Annotated in this window: 17 protein-coding genes; 11 read left to right on the forward strand and 6 right to left on the reverse strand. The window is 66.5% G+C overall.

The window, feature by feature from the left end:
- Both kdsB and adk read left to right on the forward strand, forming a co-directional pair.
- Positions 1 to 774 (forward strand): 3-deoxy-manno-octulosonate cytidylyltransferase, encoded by a 774-nt coding sequence (gene kdsB, locus M2282_RS00980; RefSeq protein ID WP_280807698.1) that lies wholly within the window; start codon positions 1 to 3, stop codon positions 772 to 774.
- A gap of 124 nt (positions 775 to 898) precedes the next feature.
- Complete coding sequence (adk, locus tag M2282_RS00985; RefSeq protein ID WP_280806944.1) at positions 899 to 1,555, forward strand: adenylate kinase; 657 nt, start codon at positions 899 to 901, stop codon at positions 1,553 to 1,555.
- Positions 1,556 to 1,580: 25 nt separating this feature from the next.
- Here the strand turns inward: adk and M2282_RS00990 are convergent, their stop codons facing one another.
- A complete protein-coding gene (locus M2282_RS00990; protein WP_280806945.1) occupies positions 1,581 to 2,543 on the reverse strand; it encodes an asparaginase in 963 nt (320 codons plus the stop codon).
- A 73-nt stretch (positions 2,544 to 2,616) separates the two neighbouring features.
- Here M2282_RS00990 and lexA point away from each other — a divergent pair, with 73 nt between their 5' ends.
- From lexA to M2282_RS01035, 9 genes are all read left to right on the forward strand, one after another.
- The gene (gene lexA, locus M2282_RS00995; protein ID WP_013541704.1) at positions 2,617 to 3,300 is read left to right on the forward strand and encodes a transcriptional repressor LexA; all 684 of its coding nucleotides are present in this window, start codon (positions 2,617 to 2,619) and stop codon (positions 3,298 to 3,300) included.
- A 138-nt stretch (positions 3,301 to 3,438) separates the two neighbouring features.
- Positions 3,439 to 3,807 carry a hypothetical protein gene (locus M2282_RS01000; protein WP_280806946.1) on the forward strand — a complete coding sequence of 123 codons (369 nt, stop codon included), beginning with the start codon at positions 3,439 to 3,441 and terminating at the stop codon, positions 3,805 to 3,807.
- A gap of 100 nt (positions 3,808 to 3,907) precedes the next feature.
- Positions 3,908 to 4,915: a D-2-hydroxyacid dehydrogenase family protein gene (locus M2282_RS01005; protein WP_280806947.1), complete on the forward strand. Its 1,008-nt coding sequence runs from the start codon at positions 3,908 to 3,910 to the stop codon at positions 4,913 to 4,915.
- Positions 4,916 to 4,975: 60 nt separating this feature from the next.
- Positions 4,976 to 6,133 (forward strand): MFS transporter, encoded by a 1,158-nt coding sequence (locus tag M2282_RS01010; RefSeq protein WP_280806948.1) that lies wholly within the window; start codon positions 4,976 to 4,978, stop codon positions 6,131 to 6,133.
- A 144-nt stretch (positions 6,134 to 6,277) separates the two neighbouring features.
- Positions 6,278 to 7,798: a 3-hydroxyacyl-CoA dehydrogenase gene (locus tag M2282_RS01015; RefSeq protein ID WP_280806949.1), complete on the forward strand. Its 1,521-nt coding sequence runs from the start codon at positions 6,278 to 6,280 to the stop codon at positions 7,796 to 7,798.
- A gap of 29 nt (positions 7,799 to 7,827) precedes the next feature.
- Positions 7,828 to 8,607, forward strand: a complete 780-nt coding sequence (locus tag M2282_RS01020) for an oxepin-CoA hydrolase, alternative type (RefSeq protein WP_280806950.1) — start codon at positions 7,828 to 7,830, stop codon at positions 8,605 to 8,607.
- A gap of 61 nt (positions 8,608 to 8,668) precedes the next feature.
- Positions 8,669 to 9,388, forward strand: a complete 720-nt coding sequence (locus M2282_RS01025) for a Crp/Fnr family transcriptional regulator (RefSeq protein WP_013541710.1) — start codon at positions 8,669 to 8,671, stop codon at positions 9,386 to 9,388.
- Position 9,389: 1 nt separating this feature from the next.
- Positions 9,390 to 10,496, forward strand: a complete 1,107-nt coding sequence (locus M2282_RS01030; RefSeq protein ID WP_280806951.1) for a phosphotransferase — start codon at positions 9,390 to 9,392, stop codon at positions 10,494 to 10,496.
- Between the two features lie 34 nt (positions 10,497 to 10,530).
- Positions 10,531 to 11,802, forward strand: coding sequence for an acyl-CoA dehydrogenase family protein (locus tag M2282_RS01035; RefSeq protein WP_280806952.1), 1,272 nt, complete (start codon positions 10,531 to 10,533; stop codon positions 11,800 to 11,802).
- Between the two features lie 81 nt (positions 11,803 to 11,883).
- Here M2282_RS01035 and M2282_RS01040 read toward each other — a convergent pair whose 3' ends face one another.
- From M2282_RS01040 to M2282_RS01060, 5 genes are all read right to left on the reverse strand, one after another.
- A complete protein-coding gene (locus M2282_RS01040; protein WP_280806953.1) occupies positions 11,884 to 12,366 on the reverse strand; it encodes a GNAT family N-acetyltransferase in 483 nt (160 codons plus the stop codon).
- Positions 12,363 to 13,700 (reverse strand): phosphoglucosamine mutase, encoded by a 1,338-nt coding sequence (glmM, locus tag M2282_RS01045; RefSeq protein ID WP_280806954.1) that lies wholly within the window; start codon positions 13,698 to 13,700, stop codon positions 12,363 to 12,365. Before glmM ends, M2282_RS01040 begins: the two co-directional genes overlap by 4 nt.
- The gene (gene folP / locus M2282_RS01050) at positions 13,697 to 14,518 is read right to left on the reverse strand and encodes a dihydropteroate synthase (protein ID WP_280807699.1); all 822 of its coding nucleotides are present in this window, start codon (positions 14,516 to 14,518) and stop codon (positions 13,697 to 13,699) included. The genes glmM and folP overlap by 4 nt, the downstream gene beginning before the upstream one ends.
- A 115-nt stretch (positions 14,519 to 14,633) precedes the next feature.
- Positions 14,634 to 16,550 (reverse strand): ATP-dependent zinc metalloprotease FtsH, encoded by a 1,917-nt coding sequence (ftsH, locus tag M2282_RS01055; RefSeq protein ID WP_093433067.1) that lies wholly within the window; start codon positions 16,548 to 16,550, stop codon positions 14,634 to 14,636.
- Between the two features lie 167 nt (positions 16,551 to 16,717).
- The gene (locus M2282_RS01060) at positions 16,718 to 17,386 is read right to left on the reverse strand and encodes an RlmE family RNA methyltransferase (protein ID WP_280806955.1); all 669 of its coding nucleotides are present in this window, start codon (positions 17,384 to 17,386) and stop codon (positions 16,718 to 16,720) included.
- Positions 17,387 to 17,393: the final 7 nt, after the last annotated feature.

Genomic DNA, 17,393 nt, shown 5'->3' on the forward strand with positions numbered 1-17,393 from the left:
GTGCGCTTCACCGTGCTGGTGCCGGCACGCCTGGCCTCCACCCGGCTGCCCGACAAACCCCTGGCCGACATCGCGGGCCTTCCAATGGTCGTGCGCGTGGCGCAACGTGCCAGCGAATCGGGGGCGGCGCGCGTGGTCGTGGCCGGGGACGATGCTTCCATCGTTGCCGCCTGCAAGGCGCACGGTGTCGAGGCCATCCTGACCCGCCAGGACCATCCGAGCGGCACTGACCGCCTGGCCGAAGCCTGCGAGCAACTGGGCCTCGACGGCGACGAGATCGTCGTCAATGTGCAAGGCGACGAGCCGCTCATCGATCCCGAACTGATCGACGCCGTGGCTGCGGCGCTGGCCCTTCATCCCGAGGCAGCGATGAGCACCGCGGCTCACGAGATCGACTCGCTGGCCGATTTCATGAACCCGAACGTGGTAAAGGCGGTGCTCGACGCCCAGGGCAACGCGCTCTACTTCAGCCGCGCGCCGATCCCCTGGTGGCGCGACGGCTCGGCCAACGGCGCGGCGCCGACCGTGCTGCCGACGCCTGCGCCGCTGCGACACATCGGCATCTACGGCTACCGCGCGGGCTTCGTGCGGAAATTTCCGTCCCTGCCGCCGGCGCCGGTCGAAGCCACTGAGGCACTCGAGCAATTGCGCGCGCTGTGGCATGGGCATCGCATCGCGGTGCACGTGAGCCACGTCGCACCCGGGCCGGGCATCGACACCCCCGAGGATCTGGCGCGCGTGCGCGCGGTCTTCGCTGCCCGGCCGGCCCCTTAAGACGTGCGCCACGGAGGGAATTCCCTACGGGGGCGCATGCTATCCTCGACGTGAAATCCGCCTTGCCCAGCCCACGGGCCGATGCCTGGCGTGACACAAAATCTAAGAACCGTCCGAGGACACCATGAGACTAATTTTGCTGGGCGCGCCCGGGGCGGGCAAAGGCACGCAAGCGGCCTTCATCTGCCAGAAATACGGCATCCCCCAAATCTCGACCGGCGACATGCTGCGCGCCGCCGTCAAGGCCGGCACGCCTCTCGGACTGCAGGCCAAGGCCGTCATGGATGCGGGCGCCCTGGTGAGCGACGACCTGATCATCAACCTCGTGAAAGAGCGCATCGCCCAGCCCGATTGCGCCGAAGGTTTTCTGTTCGACGGTTTCCCGCGCACCATTCCGCAGGCCGACGCCATGAAGGCCGCGGGCGTCAAGCTCGACTACGTGCTCGAGATCGACGTGCCCTTCAGCGACATCATCGAACGCATGAGCGGCCGCCGCTCGCATCCGGCATCGGGCCGCACCTACCACGTCAAGTTCAATCCGCCCAAGGTCGAAGGCAAGGACGACGTGACCGGTGAAGACCTGATCCAGCGCGAAGACGACAAGGAAGAAACCGTCGGCAAGCGTCTCGACGTGTACAGCCAGCAGACGCGTCCGCTGGTCGATTACTACTCGGCCTGGGCCAGGACCGATCCGGCCGCCGCGCCAAAGTACCGCGCCATCAAGGGCGTCGGCACGGTCGACGAAATCACGCAACGTGCCTTGGCGGCACTGAGCAGCTGATTCCCGCCGCCCTTCCGCAGGGCGGCTATTTCCCCAGCAATTCCAGCATCAGCGCGATGCGCGCCTTCACAGGCGTGAGCGCGCCCGCATCCCGCAGTTGATCGTCGGCCTTCGGCAGGATGCGGCCATTGGCGCAACGGGTGGCGCGCAATACCGCAACGCCGGCGTTCTGCGCCTTGAGCGCCGCGGCTTCCAGTTCATGGTGCACGGTGCCATTGCCGGTGGCGGCAAGAACCAGCCCGCGAACAGGCTCCGGCGCGCCCTCGCGAAGGAGCGCATCGATGATTGCACCGCTCGCCCCGGCGTGGCTCATGACGATCTCGACCCTGGGCCAGGGTCCAGAGGCATTCAGCGCCTTCGCGTTCCCGGAAGGCAGCGCAGCCGGCCATTCCCTCACGCGCCGCACCTCGCCCTCTTCCACATAGCCGAGCGGCCCCGCATCGCCCGATGCAAAGGCGTCGAGCCGATAGGTATGCACTTTCTGCACGTCCACGCCGCTGTGGACCGTGCCCGCACATACCGCCGTCACGCCCTGCGCGCCTGCCGTTGCGGCGACCGCGATGGCGTCCCGCACGTTCTGTGGACCGTCCGGCGAAAGCGCCGTCGCCGGGCGCATCGCGCAGGTCAGCACCACCGGTTTTGCCGGCGCCAGGACAGAGTGAAGGAAGAACGCGGTCTCCTCGAGCGTGTCGGTGCCATGGGTGATCACCACGCCGGCCACATCGGGCTGCGCGAGCCAATGCATGCAGCGCTGGGCGAGCTTCTGCCAGATGTCGAAGGCCATATCCTTGCTGTCGACCTGCGCCACCTGCTCTGCCAGCAACGCGATGCCCTTGGGCGCCTCGATGCTGCCCAGCAAGTCCGCCACGCCCACCTGCCCGGCGGTGTAGCCGATGTTGTCTCCGCTGCTGGAGGCCTTTCCGGCGATGGTCCCGCCGGTGCCCAGAACCACCACGCGACGCATTTCAGGCAACGGGGAATTGGCCATGACTTGTCAACTTCCAAAAACTGGTTAAAAATACAGGTACTGGATATCTAGCCAGTGCCGCAAGGAACCACTTATGCAGTTCGCCGTGAAGCTTACCGCCCGCCAGCAGCAGATCCTCGACTTGATCCAGAGCGCCATCGCGCGCACTGGAGCGCCGCCAACGCGCGCCGAAATCGCCAACGAACTGGGGTTCAAGTCGGCCAACGCCGCCGAAGAGCACCTGCAGGCGCTGGCACGCAAGGGCGTGATCGAACTCGTCAGCGGCACCTCGCGCGGCATTCGCCTCAAGGGCGATGCGCTGCGTTCGCTCAATGAAACGCGGCATCGCGAAGGCGGGCAGTTCTCGCTTTCGCTGCCCGGCATGGCGCAGTTGGCGCTGCCGCTCATCGGTCGTGTCGCGGCGGGCTCGCCCATCCTGGCGCAGGAGCATGTCGACCAGACCTACTACGTCGAGAACACGCTCTTCCAGCGCCAGCCCGACTACCTGCTCAAGGTGCGCGGCATGTCGATGCGCGACGCCGGCATCATGGACGGCGACCTGCTCGCTGTACAGGCCACCAAGGAAGCGCGCAACGGCCAGATCGTGGTCGCGCGCCTGGGTGACGAGGTCACCGTCAAGCGCCTGAAGCGGAACAAGCAGGTGATCGAGCTGCACGCTGAGAACCCCGACTATCCGACCATCATCGTCCAGCCCGGCGAGCCTTTCGAGATCGAAGGCCTCGCGGTCGGCCTCATCCGCAACACCATGCTGATGTAGGCCTCGCGGCCTGCTTGCAGCAGCACCCCATCCGGCCGCAACAGGTGGCGGGCGTATGGCGCAAAGTCGCCATCACCCTGTCGCGGCCGATTCAAGAAATCCTGCCTGTGTTCAACCTCAGACTTTTTTGGAGTTCACATGGGAATCGCCCTCCTCGCCATCGCTGATTTCTGGATGCCGCTGCAATCGCTTGCAAGCCGGCTGATGCCTGCGCGCCGCGCCCGTCACCGGGACAGCGCAGACACCGCCGCCGGCCTGCGCTATGTGGCCGTGCGCCCCGCCTGCACGGCGCGAGCCTCAGGCGCGCCTGCACCAACAGCCGCCGTTGCGCCGGCACGCCCGCTGCGTGTGGTTCGCGTCGTCGATGGAAAAGGCCAGCACCGCAGCAACAGCCGCATGGTGATCTCGGGCCGCATGGCCGACGTCTGCGCGGAACTCGATCGGCTGGCTGCGCTCGAGGCGGCGGAAACCGTGGGCTCGCCCCCCCGCTCTGCACACCTGCACTGAAGCACTTCTCCCCGGAGAAGGGCTCCGCCCGCACTCCGGGGTGGGTATCCAAACGTTCACTGGTGCGACATCCCAATGCTGCGAGGCACAATGGCACGCCATGAACATTGTGATCCTCGACGATTACCAGGACGCCGTGCGCAAGCTGCGCTGCGCCGCCAAGCTGGACGCGTACGCGGCCAAGGTCTACACCAACACGGTCAAGGGCATCGGGCAACTGTCGGTTCGCCTGAAGGACGCCGATGTGATCGTGCTGATTCGCGAGCGCAGCCAGATCTCGCGCCAGCTGATCGAAAAGCTGCCCAAGCTCAAGCTCATTTCGCAGACCGGGCGCGTCGGCGGCCACATCGACGTCACTGCCTGCACCGAGCGCGGCGTGGCGGTGGCCGAGGGCACGGGCTCGCCGCAGGCGCCGGCCGAACTCACTTGGGCGCTGATCATGGCGGCCATGCGCCGGCTGCCGCAGTACATCAGCAATCTCAAGCACGGTGCGTGGCAGCAGTCGGGGCTCAAGTCGGCCTCGATGCCGCCCAATTTCGGCCTCGGCTCGGTGCTCAAGGGCAAGACGCTCTGCATCTGGGGCTACGGCCGCATCGGCCAACTGGTGGCCCGCTACGGACAGGCCTTCGGCATGCAGGTGGTGATCTGGGGGCGCGAGGCAAGCTGTGCCAAGGCGCGGTCCGACGGCTTCCAGGTCGCGCAGAACCGCCACGAATTTTTTGCCGCGGCCGACGTGCTGTCGGTGCACCTGCGGCTCAACGAGGAGACCAACGGCCTCGTCACGCTCGAAGATCTTTCGCGCATGAAGCCCACGGCGCTTTTCGTGAACACCTCCCGTGCCGAACTGGTCGAGGCCGATGCCCTGCTCGCCGCGCTCAACCGCGGGCGTCCGGGCCTCGCGGCCATCGATGTGTTCGAGAGCGAACCGCCGCTACAGGGCCATGCACTGCTGCGCCTGGAAAACTGCATCTGCACGCCGCACATCGGCTACGTGGAGCAGGACAGCTACGAGAGCTATTTCGGCCAGGCCTTCGACAACGTCGTGAGCTTCATCAAGGGCAATCCCACCAACATCGTGAATCCCGGCGCCTTGCAGGTTCGCCGGTGATTTCATGAGCCGCCGGGCCGCCCCAAGGCGAATACCGCAGCCGAAGGCGCAGGTCATTCGATGAACCGGCCTGCGCCCCGGGGCGCGCTCTGGGCACTGCTGGCCGGCAATTTCGTGATCGGCACCGGCGTGATGGTGGTGCCCGGCACGCTCAACGAGATCAGCACCTCGCTCGCTGTCACTGTCGCGACAGCAGGCCAGCTGATCACAGCCGCCGCCATCGTGATGTGTCTCGGCGCCCCACTGCTCGCCGCCGTGGTCGCAGGATGGGATCGCCGCCAGCTGCTCGCCCTCACCCTCCTCTGGTACGCCGCCGGACACGCCCTCGCATCCCTGATGCCCAGCTTCGGTGCCCTGCTGCCTGTGCGCATGCTCACGGTGATCGCACCGGCGATCTTCACGCCCCAGGCCGCGGCCTGCGCCGGCATGCTGGTGCCACCGGAACACCGCGGGCGGGCCGTCACCTTTGTCTTCCTCGGCTGGTCGATGGCCTCGGTGCTGGGCCTGCCCATCGGCGCGCTGATCGGCGGCCACCTGGGCTGGCGCATGGCCTTCATGGCCATCGCGATGCTCAGCATCGTGAGCGCCGCCTCGATCTGGCTCACGCTGCCCACCGGCATACGCCCTGCCGCGCTCACGGCCGCCGCATGGTCGCGCGTGCTGCGCAGCCCGGTGCTGATGGGCATCGTGTCGGTCACGGCGCTGCAGGGCGCTGGGCAGTTCGTGCTGTTCAGCTATTTCGGGCCCATCCTCAAGCAGAGTTTCGGCGCAGACGCCAACACGCTGAGCCTGATGTGGGCGCTGTTCGGTGCCTTCGGCCTGATCGGCAACATGGTGGTCAGCCGCTACATCGATCGCCTGGGCGCCGGCCGCATGGTGCTGCTGACGAGTTCGCTGATTGCGCTGAGCCTGCTGTTGTGGCCATTCGCGAGCACGCTCGCCTGGCTCGCGGTGGTGATCGTGCCCTGGGGCATCGGCTGCTTCGCCACCAACTCGGCCCAGCAAGCGCGGCTGGTTGGCCTGGCGCCCGCGCTCGCGCCCGGCTCCGTGGCGCTCAACAGTTCGGGCATCTACATCGGCCAGGCTGTCGGCGCGGGCCTCGGCGGCTGGCTGCTCGCGAACGACGCCGCGCCCTGGATGAGCCGGGTCGGCCTTGCGCTGCTGTTGCTGGCCATCGGCCTGAGCGTGGCCATCGAGCGCAGCCGTCGTCCGGCCTGAAAAACGCGGCCCCGCGTAAGACCCGGGACGCATTGCCCACGCGGGATTGCAAAATCGGAGCCTGCTGACGCCCTGCAGCCCCTCTCCGGCCAGCACCTGCGCGTCAGGCCCTCACACCACTCAACCAGCGAAAATCTTCATCAAATGACAGTGAACTACAAAAGGATCGGGCTCATCGGCGCCGGCGCCATGGGTCGCGGGATCGCGCAGATCGCCGCACAGGCCGGCAGCGAAGTGCTGCTTCTGGACAGCTTTGCAGGTGCCGCCGAACGCGGCCGCGAAGCCCTCGTCGCCCAGTGGAACAAGCTGCATGAAAAGGGCAAGCTCGACGCCGCGGCGCGCGATGCGCAAATTGCACGCGTGCACGCCGTCGATTCGATCCAGGCGCTGGCCGGCTGCGACCTCGTCATCGAGGCCGTGATCGAAGACCTCGAGGTCAAGCGCAAGCTGTTCCGCGAGATCGAGACCGTGGTGGCCGCGACGGCCACGCTCGTCACCAACACCTCTTCCCTTTCGGTGACGGCCATTGCGGCCGGGCTCGCGCATCCGGAGCGCTTCGCGGGCTTTCACTTCTTCAACCCCGTGCCATTGATGAAGGTGGTCGAGGTGGTCGCGGGCTTCAAGACCGCACCCGAGGTCTGCAAGCAGCTCGCCGGCTACGCGGTGCAGATGGGCCACAGCGCGGTGCAGGCACAGGACACGCCCGGCTTCATCGTCAACCACGCGGGCCGCGGCTACGGCACCGAGGCGCTGCGCATCGTCGGCGAAGGCGTGACCGATTTCGCGACCGTCGACCGCATCCTGAAGGACCAGGCGGGCTTTCGCCTCGGCCCCTTCGAGCTGCTGGACCTGACGGCGCTCGACGTATCGCATCCGGTGATGGAGTCGATCTACCACCAGTACTTTGAAGAACCGCGTTTCCGCCCGAGCGTGATCACGGCGCAGCGCCTGGCTGCCGGCGCCCTGGGCCGCAAGACGGGCGAAGGCTTCTACCGCTACACCGACGGCGTGATGCAACAAACGCCCGAGGCCCCGGCACCGGTGATCGAAGGTACGCCTGCGGTCTGGGTCTCACCCCGCGCCGCGCGCCGTGCCGAGCTGCTGCGCCTGATCAACACGCTGGGCGCGCAGATCGACAGCGGCGCCACCGCCGCACCGCATTCGCTGATCCTCGTGGCCCCGCTGGGCTTCGACGTGACCACCGTCGCAGCCGTGGAGCGCCTGGACGCCACGCGCACCGTCGGCATCGACATGCTGATCGACGACGCCGCCACCAAGCGCCGCGTGCTCGCCACCAACCCGGCCACGCGCCGCGACATCCGCGATGCCGCGCACGCCCTCTTCGCGCGCGACGGCAAGGCGGTGAGCGTGATCCGCGACAGCGGCGGCTTCGTCACGCAGCGCGTGATCGGCACCATCGTCAACATCGCCACCGACATGTGCCAGCAGCGCGTCTGCTCGCCGGCCGACCTGGAAACGGCCGTGCAGCTGGGCCTGGGCTACCCGCGCGGCCCCTTGGCCATGGGCAACCTCTACGGCCCGACCAACATGCTCGAGGTGCTGTTCAACCTGCAGACCGTCTACGGCGATCCGCGTTATCGCCCGAGCCCGTGGCTGCGCCGCCGGGGCGCGCTGGGCCTGAGCCTGCTGCACGAAGAAGAATAAGAAACCAACAAACCGGAAACGCCACAGCGATGACCGCCGAACTCAAGAGCACCAGCGAAGGCAGCACCATGGTGCTGACGATCGCCAACCCCACCCAGCGCAACGCCCTGGGCCCCGAGATCTACGCCGCGGGCATCGAGGCGCTCAACGGCGCCGAGAGCAGCAGCGAGATCCGCAGCGTGGTCATCGTGGGCGAAGGCGCGTGGTTCTGCGCCGGCGGCTCCCTGCAGCGCCTGATGGCCAACCGCGAGCTCGACCGCTCTGTGCAGGCCGAGAGCATCGAGGGGCTGCACAACTGGATCGATTCGATCCGCACCTTCCCCAAGCCGATCATCGCGGCCGTCGAAGGCGCTGCGGCCGGCGCGGGCTTCTCGCTCGCGCTGGCCTGCGACTTCGTGGTGGCCGCGCGCGATGCGGTGTTCGCGGCCTCATACAGCAACGTGGCGCTGTCGCCCGACGGTGGCCTGAGCTGGCACCTGGGACAGCAGCTGCCACGCCAGTTAGCCAGCGAATGGCTCATGAACGGCGAGCGCATCGGCGCACCGCGCCTGCATGCGGCCGGGCTCGTGAACGAACTCACCGAGAGCGGCCAGGCGCTCGCGGGCGCCCTGTCGCTGGCGAAGAAACTCAATGCCCGGGCGCCCAACTCGCTGGCCAGCATCAAGGAACTGCTGAGCGAGGCGCGCAGCGCCACGCTGGCCGCGCAGCTCTCGCAGGAGCGCGATCATTTCGTTCGCAACCTGCACCATGCGAACGCGGGCATCGGCATCGCCGCGTTCCTCGAGAAGAAGCCGCCGCAGTACGAGTAACGCCTCGCGGCGTCGCTCCCGTGACACCCCCCAGCTTTTCAGTCGCCGAGAGGACAGACCAATGGACGACCCCATTCTTACCATCGAAGAACGTGAAGCGATCAACAGTGGTCGCTGGTTTTCTTCCCTATCTCCATCGCTACGGCACGACATCCTCCGATGCGCTTTCGTCAAACGCTACAAGGACGGCGACCTGATCGCCGCACGCGGCGACCCACCCGAACACTGGATTGCCTGCGCCAGGGGCGCGGTGCGGGTGAGCTCGACGGCCGTCTCGGGCAAGCAGGTGACGCTGACGTACGTGGAGCCGGGCATCTGGTTCGGCGACGTGGCGATGTTCGACGGGGACCGGCGCACGCACGACGCCTATGCGCATGGGGACAGCACCATTCTTTGCGTGGCGCGGGCCGACTTCCAGAAGATCCTGGCCGCGCACGTGGAGCTGTACGAAGCGTTGATGCGCCTGCAGGCGCGCCGCATCCGCACGCTGTTCGGGCTGGTGGAAGACCTCAACACCCTGCCCTTGCGCGCACGCCTGGCCAAGCAGCTGATTCACCTGGTGCGCAGCTACGGCGTGCCCAACCTGGACGACGGCAGCCAGATGCGCATCGGCCTGCAACTGGCGCAGGAAGAACTGGCGCAGTTGCTGGGCGCATCGCGCCAGCGGGTCAACCAGGAACTCAAGACCATGGAACGCGAGGGCAGCATCCGGATCGAGCCGGGCGGCCTCGTGGTTCTCGACCGCGCGGCATTGAGGCGCATCTCGGAAGCGGATATCTGACATGAGCCAGGACTTCTCCAACTTCGTCGGCACCCGTGCGGTGTCGCAGCAGCACGCCTTCGATGTCGAGGTGCTCGCCGCCTGGCTCGAGAAGAACCTCGATGGTTTCAAGGGCCCACTGACGGTGGAGATGTTCAAGGGCGGCCAGTCGAACCCGACCTACAAGCTCATCACGCCAACGCAGAGCTACGTGATGCGCGCCAAGCCCGGCCCGGTCGCCAAGCTGCTGCCCTCGGCCCACGCGGTGGAGCGCGAGTTCAAGGTCATGAGCGGCCTGCAGGGCACCGATGTGCCCGTGCCGCGCATGCATTGCCTCTGCGAAGACGAATCCGTCATCGGCCGCGCCTTCTACGTGATGGAGTTCATGCAGGGCCGCGTGCTCTGGGACCAGTCGCTGCCCGGGTTCAGCAACGCCGAGCGCGCGGCCTACTACGACGAGATGAACCGCGTCATCGCCGCGCTGCACACGGTCGATTTCGCCGCCCGGGGCCTCGCCGACTACGGCAAGCCCGGCAATTACTTCGAGCGCCAGATCGGCCGCTGGAGCAAGCAGTACAAGGCCTCGACCGATGGCGCGGGCGAACTGTCGCAGCCGATCGAGGCCATGGAGCGGCTGATCGACTGGTTCCCCGCCCACATGCCGGCAAGCGCGCGCGACGAGAGCAAGGTCTCGATCGTCCATGGCGACTACCGCCTGGACAACGTGATGTTCCATGCCACCGAGCCGCGGATCATCGCGGTGCTCGACTGGGAACTGTCCACGCTGGGCCATCCGCTGGCGGACTTCAGCTACCACTGCATGTCGTGGCACATGCCGCCCACCACCGGCCGCGGCATCGGCGGCGTGGATGTGGCGGCGCTGGGCATTCCCACCGAGAGCGAATACATCCGCCGTTATTGCGAGCGCACGCGCATCAGCACCCCCGAGGCACTGGCGCCCGACTGGAACTTCTATCAGGCCTACAACCTGTTCCGCATGGCTGCAATCCTGCAGGGCATCGCGAAGCGGGTCGAGGCCGGTACCGCATCGAGCGAGCAAGCCGTGGCATCCGCCCGCGGCGCGAGACCGATGGCCGAGATGGCTTGGCAGTTCGCCCAAAAGGCGTAGCCAACCCTCCCCCATAAACCCACCAGGAGACGACATGGATTTCGAATATTCGGCCAAGACCAAGGAACTGCAGAAGCGCGTCAAGGCGTTCATGGATGAAAACATCTACCCGGCAGAGGCCGAGTACAGCGCCGAACTGGCGGCGAACACAGCGGCCGGCAAGCGCTGGACCGCACTGAAGACGGTCGAGAAGGTCAAGGAAAAGGCCAAGGCCCAAGGCCTCTGGAACCTCTTCCTGCCAGTCGACAGCGCCTCGGCCTCTGGCTACGCAGGTGCGGGCCTCACGAACCAGGAATACGCGCCGCTGGCCGAAATCATGGGTGCGGTGCCCTGGGCGAGCGAAGCCTTCAACTGCTCGGCGCCCGACACCGGCAACATGGAAACCATCGCCCGCTACGGCTCCGAAGAGATCAAGGCGCGCTGGCTCAAGCCGTTGCTCGAAGGCCAGATCCGCTCGGCCTTCGCGATGACCGAGCCCGATGTCGCCTCCAGCGATGCCACCAACATCTCCACCCGCATCGAACGCCAGGGCGACGAGTACGTGATCAACGGCCACAAGTGGTGGATTTCGGGTGCAGCCGATCCGCGCTGCGCCGTGTTCATCACGATGGGCAAGAGCGACCCCGATGCACCGCGTCATTCGCAGCAGAGCATGGTGATCGTGCCGGCCGACGCCAAGGGCATCCGCATCGTGCGCCCGCTCAACGTGATGGGCTACGACGACGCCCCGCACGGCCACGTCGAGATGTATTTCGAGAACGTGCGCGTGCCTGTCGACAACATCCTGCTCGGCGAAGGCCGTGGCTTCGAAATCGCCCAGGGCCGCCTTGGCCCGGGACGCATCCACCACTGCATGCGCCTGATCGGCCTGGCCGAGCGCGCACTCGAACTGATGTGCAAGCGCGCCTCCTCGCGCGTCGCCTTCGGCAAGACCGTCGCCTCGCAGACCGTGACGCAGGAACGCATCGCCGAAGCGCGCTGCAAGATCGACATGGCGCGCCTGCTCACGCTCAAGGCCGCCTGGCTGATGGACGTGGCCGGCAACAAGGTCGCCAAGAACGAGATCGCGATGATCAAGGTTGTTGCGCCGAGCATGGCCTGCCAGGTGATCGACTGGGCGATGCAAGTGCACGGCGGCGGCGGCATGTGCGACGACTTCCCGCTCGCCTACGCCTACGCCGGCGCGCGCACGCTGCGCTTTGCGGACGGCCCGGACGAAGTGCACCGCAATGCGATCGCGAAGTGGGAGCTGGGCAAGTACGCGCCCAGCAAGACCGAAGCCGACGCACCCGTCACGCGCTTCTGATCTGTCTTACCCCCTCTCCCCTCGGGGAGAGGGCTGGGGTGAGGGCCGACGGCGATCCATTCGCCCCGGCCCTTTTTCTTTTCAGAGCTTTTTCTGAAGAAAGACCGCGTGCCCGAAAGCCGGATCTAGCCGATAGCCGATGAAGCCTTCGCGCTCATAGGCACGCAACGCCGGCGCGTTGCCCGAAAGCACTTCGAGCGTGAGCTTGCAGGCACCCCGCTTGCGCGCCTCCTGCTCCACCAGCGCGAACATCTGCTGCGCCACGCGCTGGCCGCGATGGCTGGGCAGCACGACCACGTCGTGCACATTGACCAGCGGCTTGCAGGCGAAGGTCGAGAAGCCCTCGATGCAATTGACCAAGCCGACCGGCGTGTCGCCATCGAATGCGAGCACGCTGAAGGCCTGCGGACGGGCCGCCAGCGCTGCGGGCAAGCCCTCGCGCACGGCGGCGTCGAGCGGCGTGCCGCCGCCGGCCGGATCGCGGGCATAGCTATCGAGCAGGTCGACCAGCGCCGCCGCCTGCGCGGTGTCGCGGTAATCCACGATCAGGGTTTCAATGCTCACTGCGCCGGCTCCAGCGTCGCTGCGAGGCGTTCCGCGCACGACCTGGACTGTTTTGCATCGCGCGCCTCGACCATCACGCGAACCAGCGGCTCGGTGCCGCTCGCGCGGATCAGCACGCGGCCGCCATCGCCCAGCTCGGCCTCGATGCGCTGCGTTTCGCTGGCCAGCGCCTTGTTGTCCTTCCAGTTCTGGCCGGGCGCGAGGCGCACATTGATCAACGTCTGCGGGAACAGCGTGACGCCTTCGAGCAGCTGCGCCACCGTGTTGCCGCTGCGAACGCAGGCCTGCAGCACCTGCAGCGCGCTCACGATGCCGTCGCCCGTGGTGTGACGGTCGAGCGCCAGCAGGTGGCCCGAGCCTTCGCCGCCCAGGATCCAGCCGCGCTTGTCGAGTTCTTCGAGCACATAGCGGTCGCCGACCTTGGCGCGCACGAACTCGATGCCCTGCCCGCGCAAGGCGACTTCCACCGCCTTGTTGGTCATGAGCGTGCCGACCACGCCCTGCGGCTTTTCGCCGCGCGCGATGCGCTCGGCCACCATCAGGTAGAGCAGTTCGTCGCCATTGAACAGGCGGCCGCCGGCATCGACCAGCTGCAGGCGGTCGGCGTCGCCGTCGAGCGCGATGCCGTAGTCGGCCTTTTGCGCCGTCACCGCGGCCACCAGCGCCTCGGGATGGGTCGCGCCGAAGCCCTTGTTGATGTTGAGCCCGTCCGGTGCACAGCCGATGCTGGTGACCTCCGCGCCGAGTTCGTGGAACACGTTGGGCGCCACCTGGTAGGCCGCGCCGTGCGCTGCATCGACCACGAGCTTCATCCCGCGCAGCGTGAGGTCGTTGGCGAAGGTGCTCTTGCAGAACTCGATGTAGCGGCCGGACGCATCGTCGAGGCGGCGAGCCTTGCCGAGATTGACGGAGTCCACCCAGACCGGCGCCTCTTCCAGCGCGGCTTCGACGGCAAGCTCCCATGCATCGTCGAGCTTGGTGCCCTGCGCGCTGAAGAACTTGATGCCGTTGTCGGGAAAAGCGTTGTGGCTGGCGCTGATCACCACCCCGAGGCTCGCGCGCTGGGCACGCGTGAGGTACGCCACGCCGGGCGTGGGCAGCGGGCCCAGCAGCACGACATCGACGCCGGCCGAATTGAAGCCCGATTCGAGCGCCGATTCGAGCATGTACCCGGAAATGCGGGTGTCCTTGCCGATCAGCACGCGGGGCCGGGACTCTGTTTTCTTGAGCACGCGGCCCACGGCATGCGCGAGGCGCAGCACGAAGTCGGGCGTGATGGGCGATTGGCCGACCGTGCCGCGGATGCCGTCGGTGCCGAAGTATTTGCGGGTCATGCGGATTCCTCTTTTGTTTGTTCTGTTTGTGCTTGTGGTGCTGTGGCTTTCATCGCGCGCCACACCGCGAGGGCGGCCACCGTGTCGCGCACATCGTGCACGCGTACCACGGCGGCGCCGCGGTCCACGGCCAGCACGGCGGCCGCGACGCTGGGCACCATGCGCCCGCCCGCCGCCTCGATGCCGGTGACCGCACCGATCGACGACTTGCGCGACCAGCCGAGCAGCAGCGGATAGCCTGCACCGAGCAGCTCGCGCTGCCGGCCCAGCAGGGCGAAATTCTGAGCTACGGTCTTGCCAAAGCCAACGCCGGGGTCGAGCGTGATGCGCGACGGGTCGATCTGCAGCGCGTGAAGCTGCGTCAGCTGCGCGGCCCAGAACGACAGCACCTCGGGAATCACGTCGCCCTGCATGGGCACGGCCTGCATGGTCTGCGGATCGCGATGCATGTGCATCAGGCAAATGCCGCACGACGGATGCGCCGCCACAAGCTCGCGCGCGCCCGGCTGGCGCAGCGCCCAGATGTCGTTGACGATGTCCGCGCCCAGGTCGAGCACGGCGCGCATGACCTCGGGCTTGTAGGTATCGATGGAGAGCGGCACGTTCAGCTTCACGGCCTCGCGCACCACCGGCAGCACGCGCGCCAGTTCGGCATCGAGCGGCACAGCCGGACTGCCCGGGCGGGTCGATTCGCCGCCGATGTCGAGGATGTCGGCGCCCTCCTTCAGCAACTGCTCGCAATGACGCAGCGCGGTTTCGGTGGAGGCATGTGCGCCGCCGTCGGAGAAGGAATCGGGCGTGACGTTGACGATGCCCATCACGCGCGGCTGCGCGAGGTCGATGCGAAAACGCGAGGTCTGCCAGACCGCACCGTGCAACGCACCATGGAAAACGGGGCCAGAGGCCCCGTTGTCGCTTGATTTCAAGCCCACCTCAAGCGGCGGTCGGCGCCGGGTCGGTGTTGACGGCCGGCGTGCCGCCACTGCCCCCGCTACCCGAGGGAGGCGTGCGCGGTGTCCAGTCCTTGGGCGGACGCGGAGCGCGGCCGGCCATGATGTCGTCGAGCTGCTCGGAATCGATGGTTTCCCATTCGAGCAGCGCCTTGGCCATCGCGTGCATCTTGTCGCTGTTCGCTTCGATGAGGTTGCGCGCCAGGGCGTATTGCTCGTCGATGATGCGGCGCACTTCGCCGTCGACCTTTTCCATGGTCTGCTCGCTCATGTTCGTGGTCTTGGTGACCGAGCGGCCGAGGAACACTTCGCCCTCGTTCTCGGCGTAGACCATCGGGCCCAGCGCATCGGTCATGCCGTAGCGCGTGACCATGTCGCGGGCGATGGAGGTCGCACGCTCGAAGTCGTTGCTGGCGCCGGTGGTCATCTGGTGCATGAACACTTCCTCGGCAATGCGGCCACCGAACAGCATGCTGATCTGGTTGAGCATGTATTCGCGGTCGTAGCTGTAGCGGTCCTGTGCCGGCAGGCTCATGGTCACGCCGAGGGCGCGGCCACGTGGAATGATGGTGACCTTGTGGACCGGGTCGCACTTGGGCAGCAGCTTGCCGATGAGGGCGTGGCCGGACTCGTGGTAGGCCGTGTTGCGACGCTCTTCCTCGGGCATGACCATGCTCTTGCGCTCGGGGCCCATGAAGATCTTGTCCTTGGCCTTTTCGAAGTCCTGCATCTCGACGACGCGCGCATTGCGGCGTGCGGCCATCAGGGCGGCTTCGTTGCAAAGGTTGGCCAGGTCGGCACCGGACATGCCGGGCGTGCCGCGGGCGATGACGCTCGGATTCACGTCCTGGCCCAACGGGACCTTGCGCATGTGCACGCCGAGGATCTGTTCGCGGCCGCGGATGTCGGGCAGCGTGACATAGACCTGGCGGTCGAAACGGCCGGGGCGCAGCAGAGCGGCGTCCAGGATGTCCGGGCGGTTGGTGGCAGCCACCACGATCACGCCGAGGTTGGTTTCGAAACCGTCCATCTCGACGAGCATCTGGTTGAGCGTTTGTTCGCGCTCGTCGTTGCCGCCGCCGAGGCCGGCGCCGCGCTGGCGACCCACCGCATCGATTTCGTCGATGAAGATGATGCAGGGTGCGTTCTTCTTGGCGTTCTCGAACATGTCGCGGACACGGGCAGCGCCCACGCCGACGAACATTTCAACGAAGTCGGAGCCGGAGATCGAGAAGAAAGGAACCTTGGCTTCGCCGGCGATCGACTTGGCCAGCAGGGTCTTGCCGGTACCGGGAGGGCCGACCAGCAGCAGACCGCGCGGGATTCGGCCGCCGAGTTTCTGGAAACGCTGCGGGTCCTTGAGGAAGTCGACGACTTCACGGACTTCCTCCTTGGCCTCGTCGCAGCCTGCGACGTCGGCGAAGGTGACCGTGTTGTTGTTCTCGTCCATCATGCGGGCCTTGCTCTTGCCGAAGCTGAACGCCCCGCCCTTGCCGCCGCCCTGCATCTGTCGCATGAAATAGATCCAGACGCCGATCAGCAGGAGCATCGGGCCCCAGCTGACCAGGAGCGTCATGAGGAGCGAGCCCTCTTCGCGCGGCTTGACGTCGAACTTGACGTTGTGGTCGATCAGGTCGCCCACGAGGCCGCGGTCCAGGACCGTGGCGGTCGTGCGGATCTTGCGATCGTCGTTGGTGACGGCAACGATCTCGCCGCCGCCGGCGCCTTCAGGGATGACGGCGCTCTTGATCTGGTTGCCGCGAACCTGGTCGAGAAACTCGGAGTAGCTGACTGCGCCAGAGCCGACGCCGCCGCGGGTGTCGAACTGCTTGAACACAGTGAACAACACCATGGCAATGACGAGCCATACGGCAACTTTGGAAAACCACTGATTGTTCAAACGAAGCTCCAGTCGAAAGCGCGTGACGAGGATGTGAAAAAACGCGCTATGGGTACGCAATTGCGCCCCATTTTAGGCTTTTCAAGCTGCGAAAAGCGGGCATTTCCCTAAAGCAGCCATAGCCTGACAAGGGTTTGCGCGCCCTGACGGCCTGTGGCGGCAAGGTATCAAGGCGTATCCAGGGCCTTCAATCCCATTCCGACGAGGAAGGTTTCGGCCGATTTATCGCGCGACGCCTTGGGCTTGAACGGCTTGACGGTGCGGAAACTGGCCTTGAACAGCTTGACCGATTCGTCGTAGCCGCTCCCATGGAACAGCTTGGCTACCAGCGCCCCTTCGGGCTTCAGGTGGTGCTGGGCGAAGTCGACTGCCAGCTCGATCAGGTGCGCAATGCGGGCACCGTCGGCCGAATGGATGCCCGACAGGTTGGGCGCCATGTCCGAGACCACCAGGTCGGCCTTGCGGCCCGCCAGCACGCCCAGCACCTGCTCCAGCAACTCCGCCTCGCGGAAGTCGCCCTGGAGGAAAGTGACGCCCTCGATGGGCTCCATGGCCAGCATGTCGAGCGCGATGATCGTGCCGTTCAGCGTGCCGACCGCGGCGCCTTCGGGCGACATGCGCCGTCGCAGGTACTGGCTCCAGGCTCCGGGCGTGGAGCCCAGGTCGACCACCAGCTGGCCCGGTTTGACCAGTCCCAGCGACTCATCGATCTCCTTGAGCTTGTAGGCGGCGCGGGCGCGGTAGCCCTCTCGCGTGGCCAATTTCACGTACGGATCATTGATGTGATCGTGAAGCCAGGCTTTGTTGACTTTTTTGCTTTTTGCTTTGGTGCTCATTGGGGTG

Origin of the sequence: Variovorax boronicumulans, from assembly GCF_029892485.1 — a bacterium.
Classification (GTDB): Bacteria; Pseudomonadota; Gammaproteobacteria; order Burkholderiales; family Burkholderiaceae_C; genus Variovorax; species Variovorax boronicumulans_B.

Excerpts from the sequence above, each read along its gene's own strand:
- M2282_RS01010 (WP_280806948.1), top strand. The coding sequence starts at position 4,976 with ATGAACCGGCCTGCGCCCCGGGGCGCGCTCTGGGCACTGCTGGCCGGC.
- M2282_RS01030 (WP_280806951.1), top strand. The coding sequence starts at position 9,390 with ATGAGCCAGGACTTCTCCAACTTCGTCGGCACCCGTGCGGTGTCGCAG.
- M2282_RS01025 (WP_013541710.1), top strand. The coding sequence starts at position 8,669 with ATGGACGACCCCATTCTTACCATCGAAGAACGTGAAGCGATCAACAGT.
- M2282_RS01020 (WP_280806950.1), top strand. The coding sequence starts at position 7,828 with ATGACCGCCGAACTCAAGAGCACCAGCGAAGGCAGCACCATGGTGCTG.
- M2282_RS01035 (WP_280806952.1), top strand. The coding sequence starts at position 10,531 with ATGGATTTCGAATATTCGGCCAAGACCAAGGAACTGCAGAAGCGCGTC.
- M2282_RS01005 (WP_280806947.1), top strand. The coding sequence starts at position 3,908 with ATGAACATTGTGATCCTCGACGATTACCAGGACGCCGTGCGCAAGCTG.
- adk (WP_280806944.1), top strand. The coding sequence starts at position 899 with ATGAGACTAATTTTGCTGGGCGCGCCCGGGGCGGGCAAAGGCACGCAA.
- M2282_RS01060 (WP_280806955.1), bottom strand. The coding sequence starts at position 17,386 with ATGAGCACCAAAGCAAAAAGCAAAAAAGTCAACAAAGCCTGGCTTCAC.
- folP (WP_280807699.1), bottom strand. The coding sequence starts at position 14,518 with ATGGGCATCGTCAACGTCACGCCCGATTCCTTCTCCGACGGCGGCGCA.
- glmM (WP_280806954.1), bottom strand. The coding sequence starts at position 13,700 with ATGACCCGCAAATACTTCGGCACCGACGGCATCCGCGGCACGGTCGGC.
- lexA (WP_013541704.1), top strand. The coding sequence starts at position 2,617 with ATGCAGTTCGCCGTGAAGCTTACCGCCCGCCAGCAGCAGATCCTCGAC.
- M2282_RS01015 (WP_280806949.1), top strand. The coding sequence starts at position 6,278 with ATGACAGTGAACTACAAAAGGATCGGGCTCATCGGCGCCGGCGCCATG.
- M2282_RS01000 (WP_280806946.1), top strand. The coding sequence starts at position 3,439 with ATGGGAATCGCCCTCCTCGCCATCGCTGATTTCTGGATGCCGCTGCAA.
- M2282_RS00990 (WP_280806945.1), bottom strand. The coding sequence starts at position 2,543 with ATGGCCAATTCCCCGTTGCCTGAAATGCGTCGCGTGGTGGTTCTGGGC.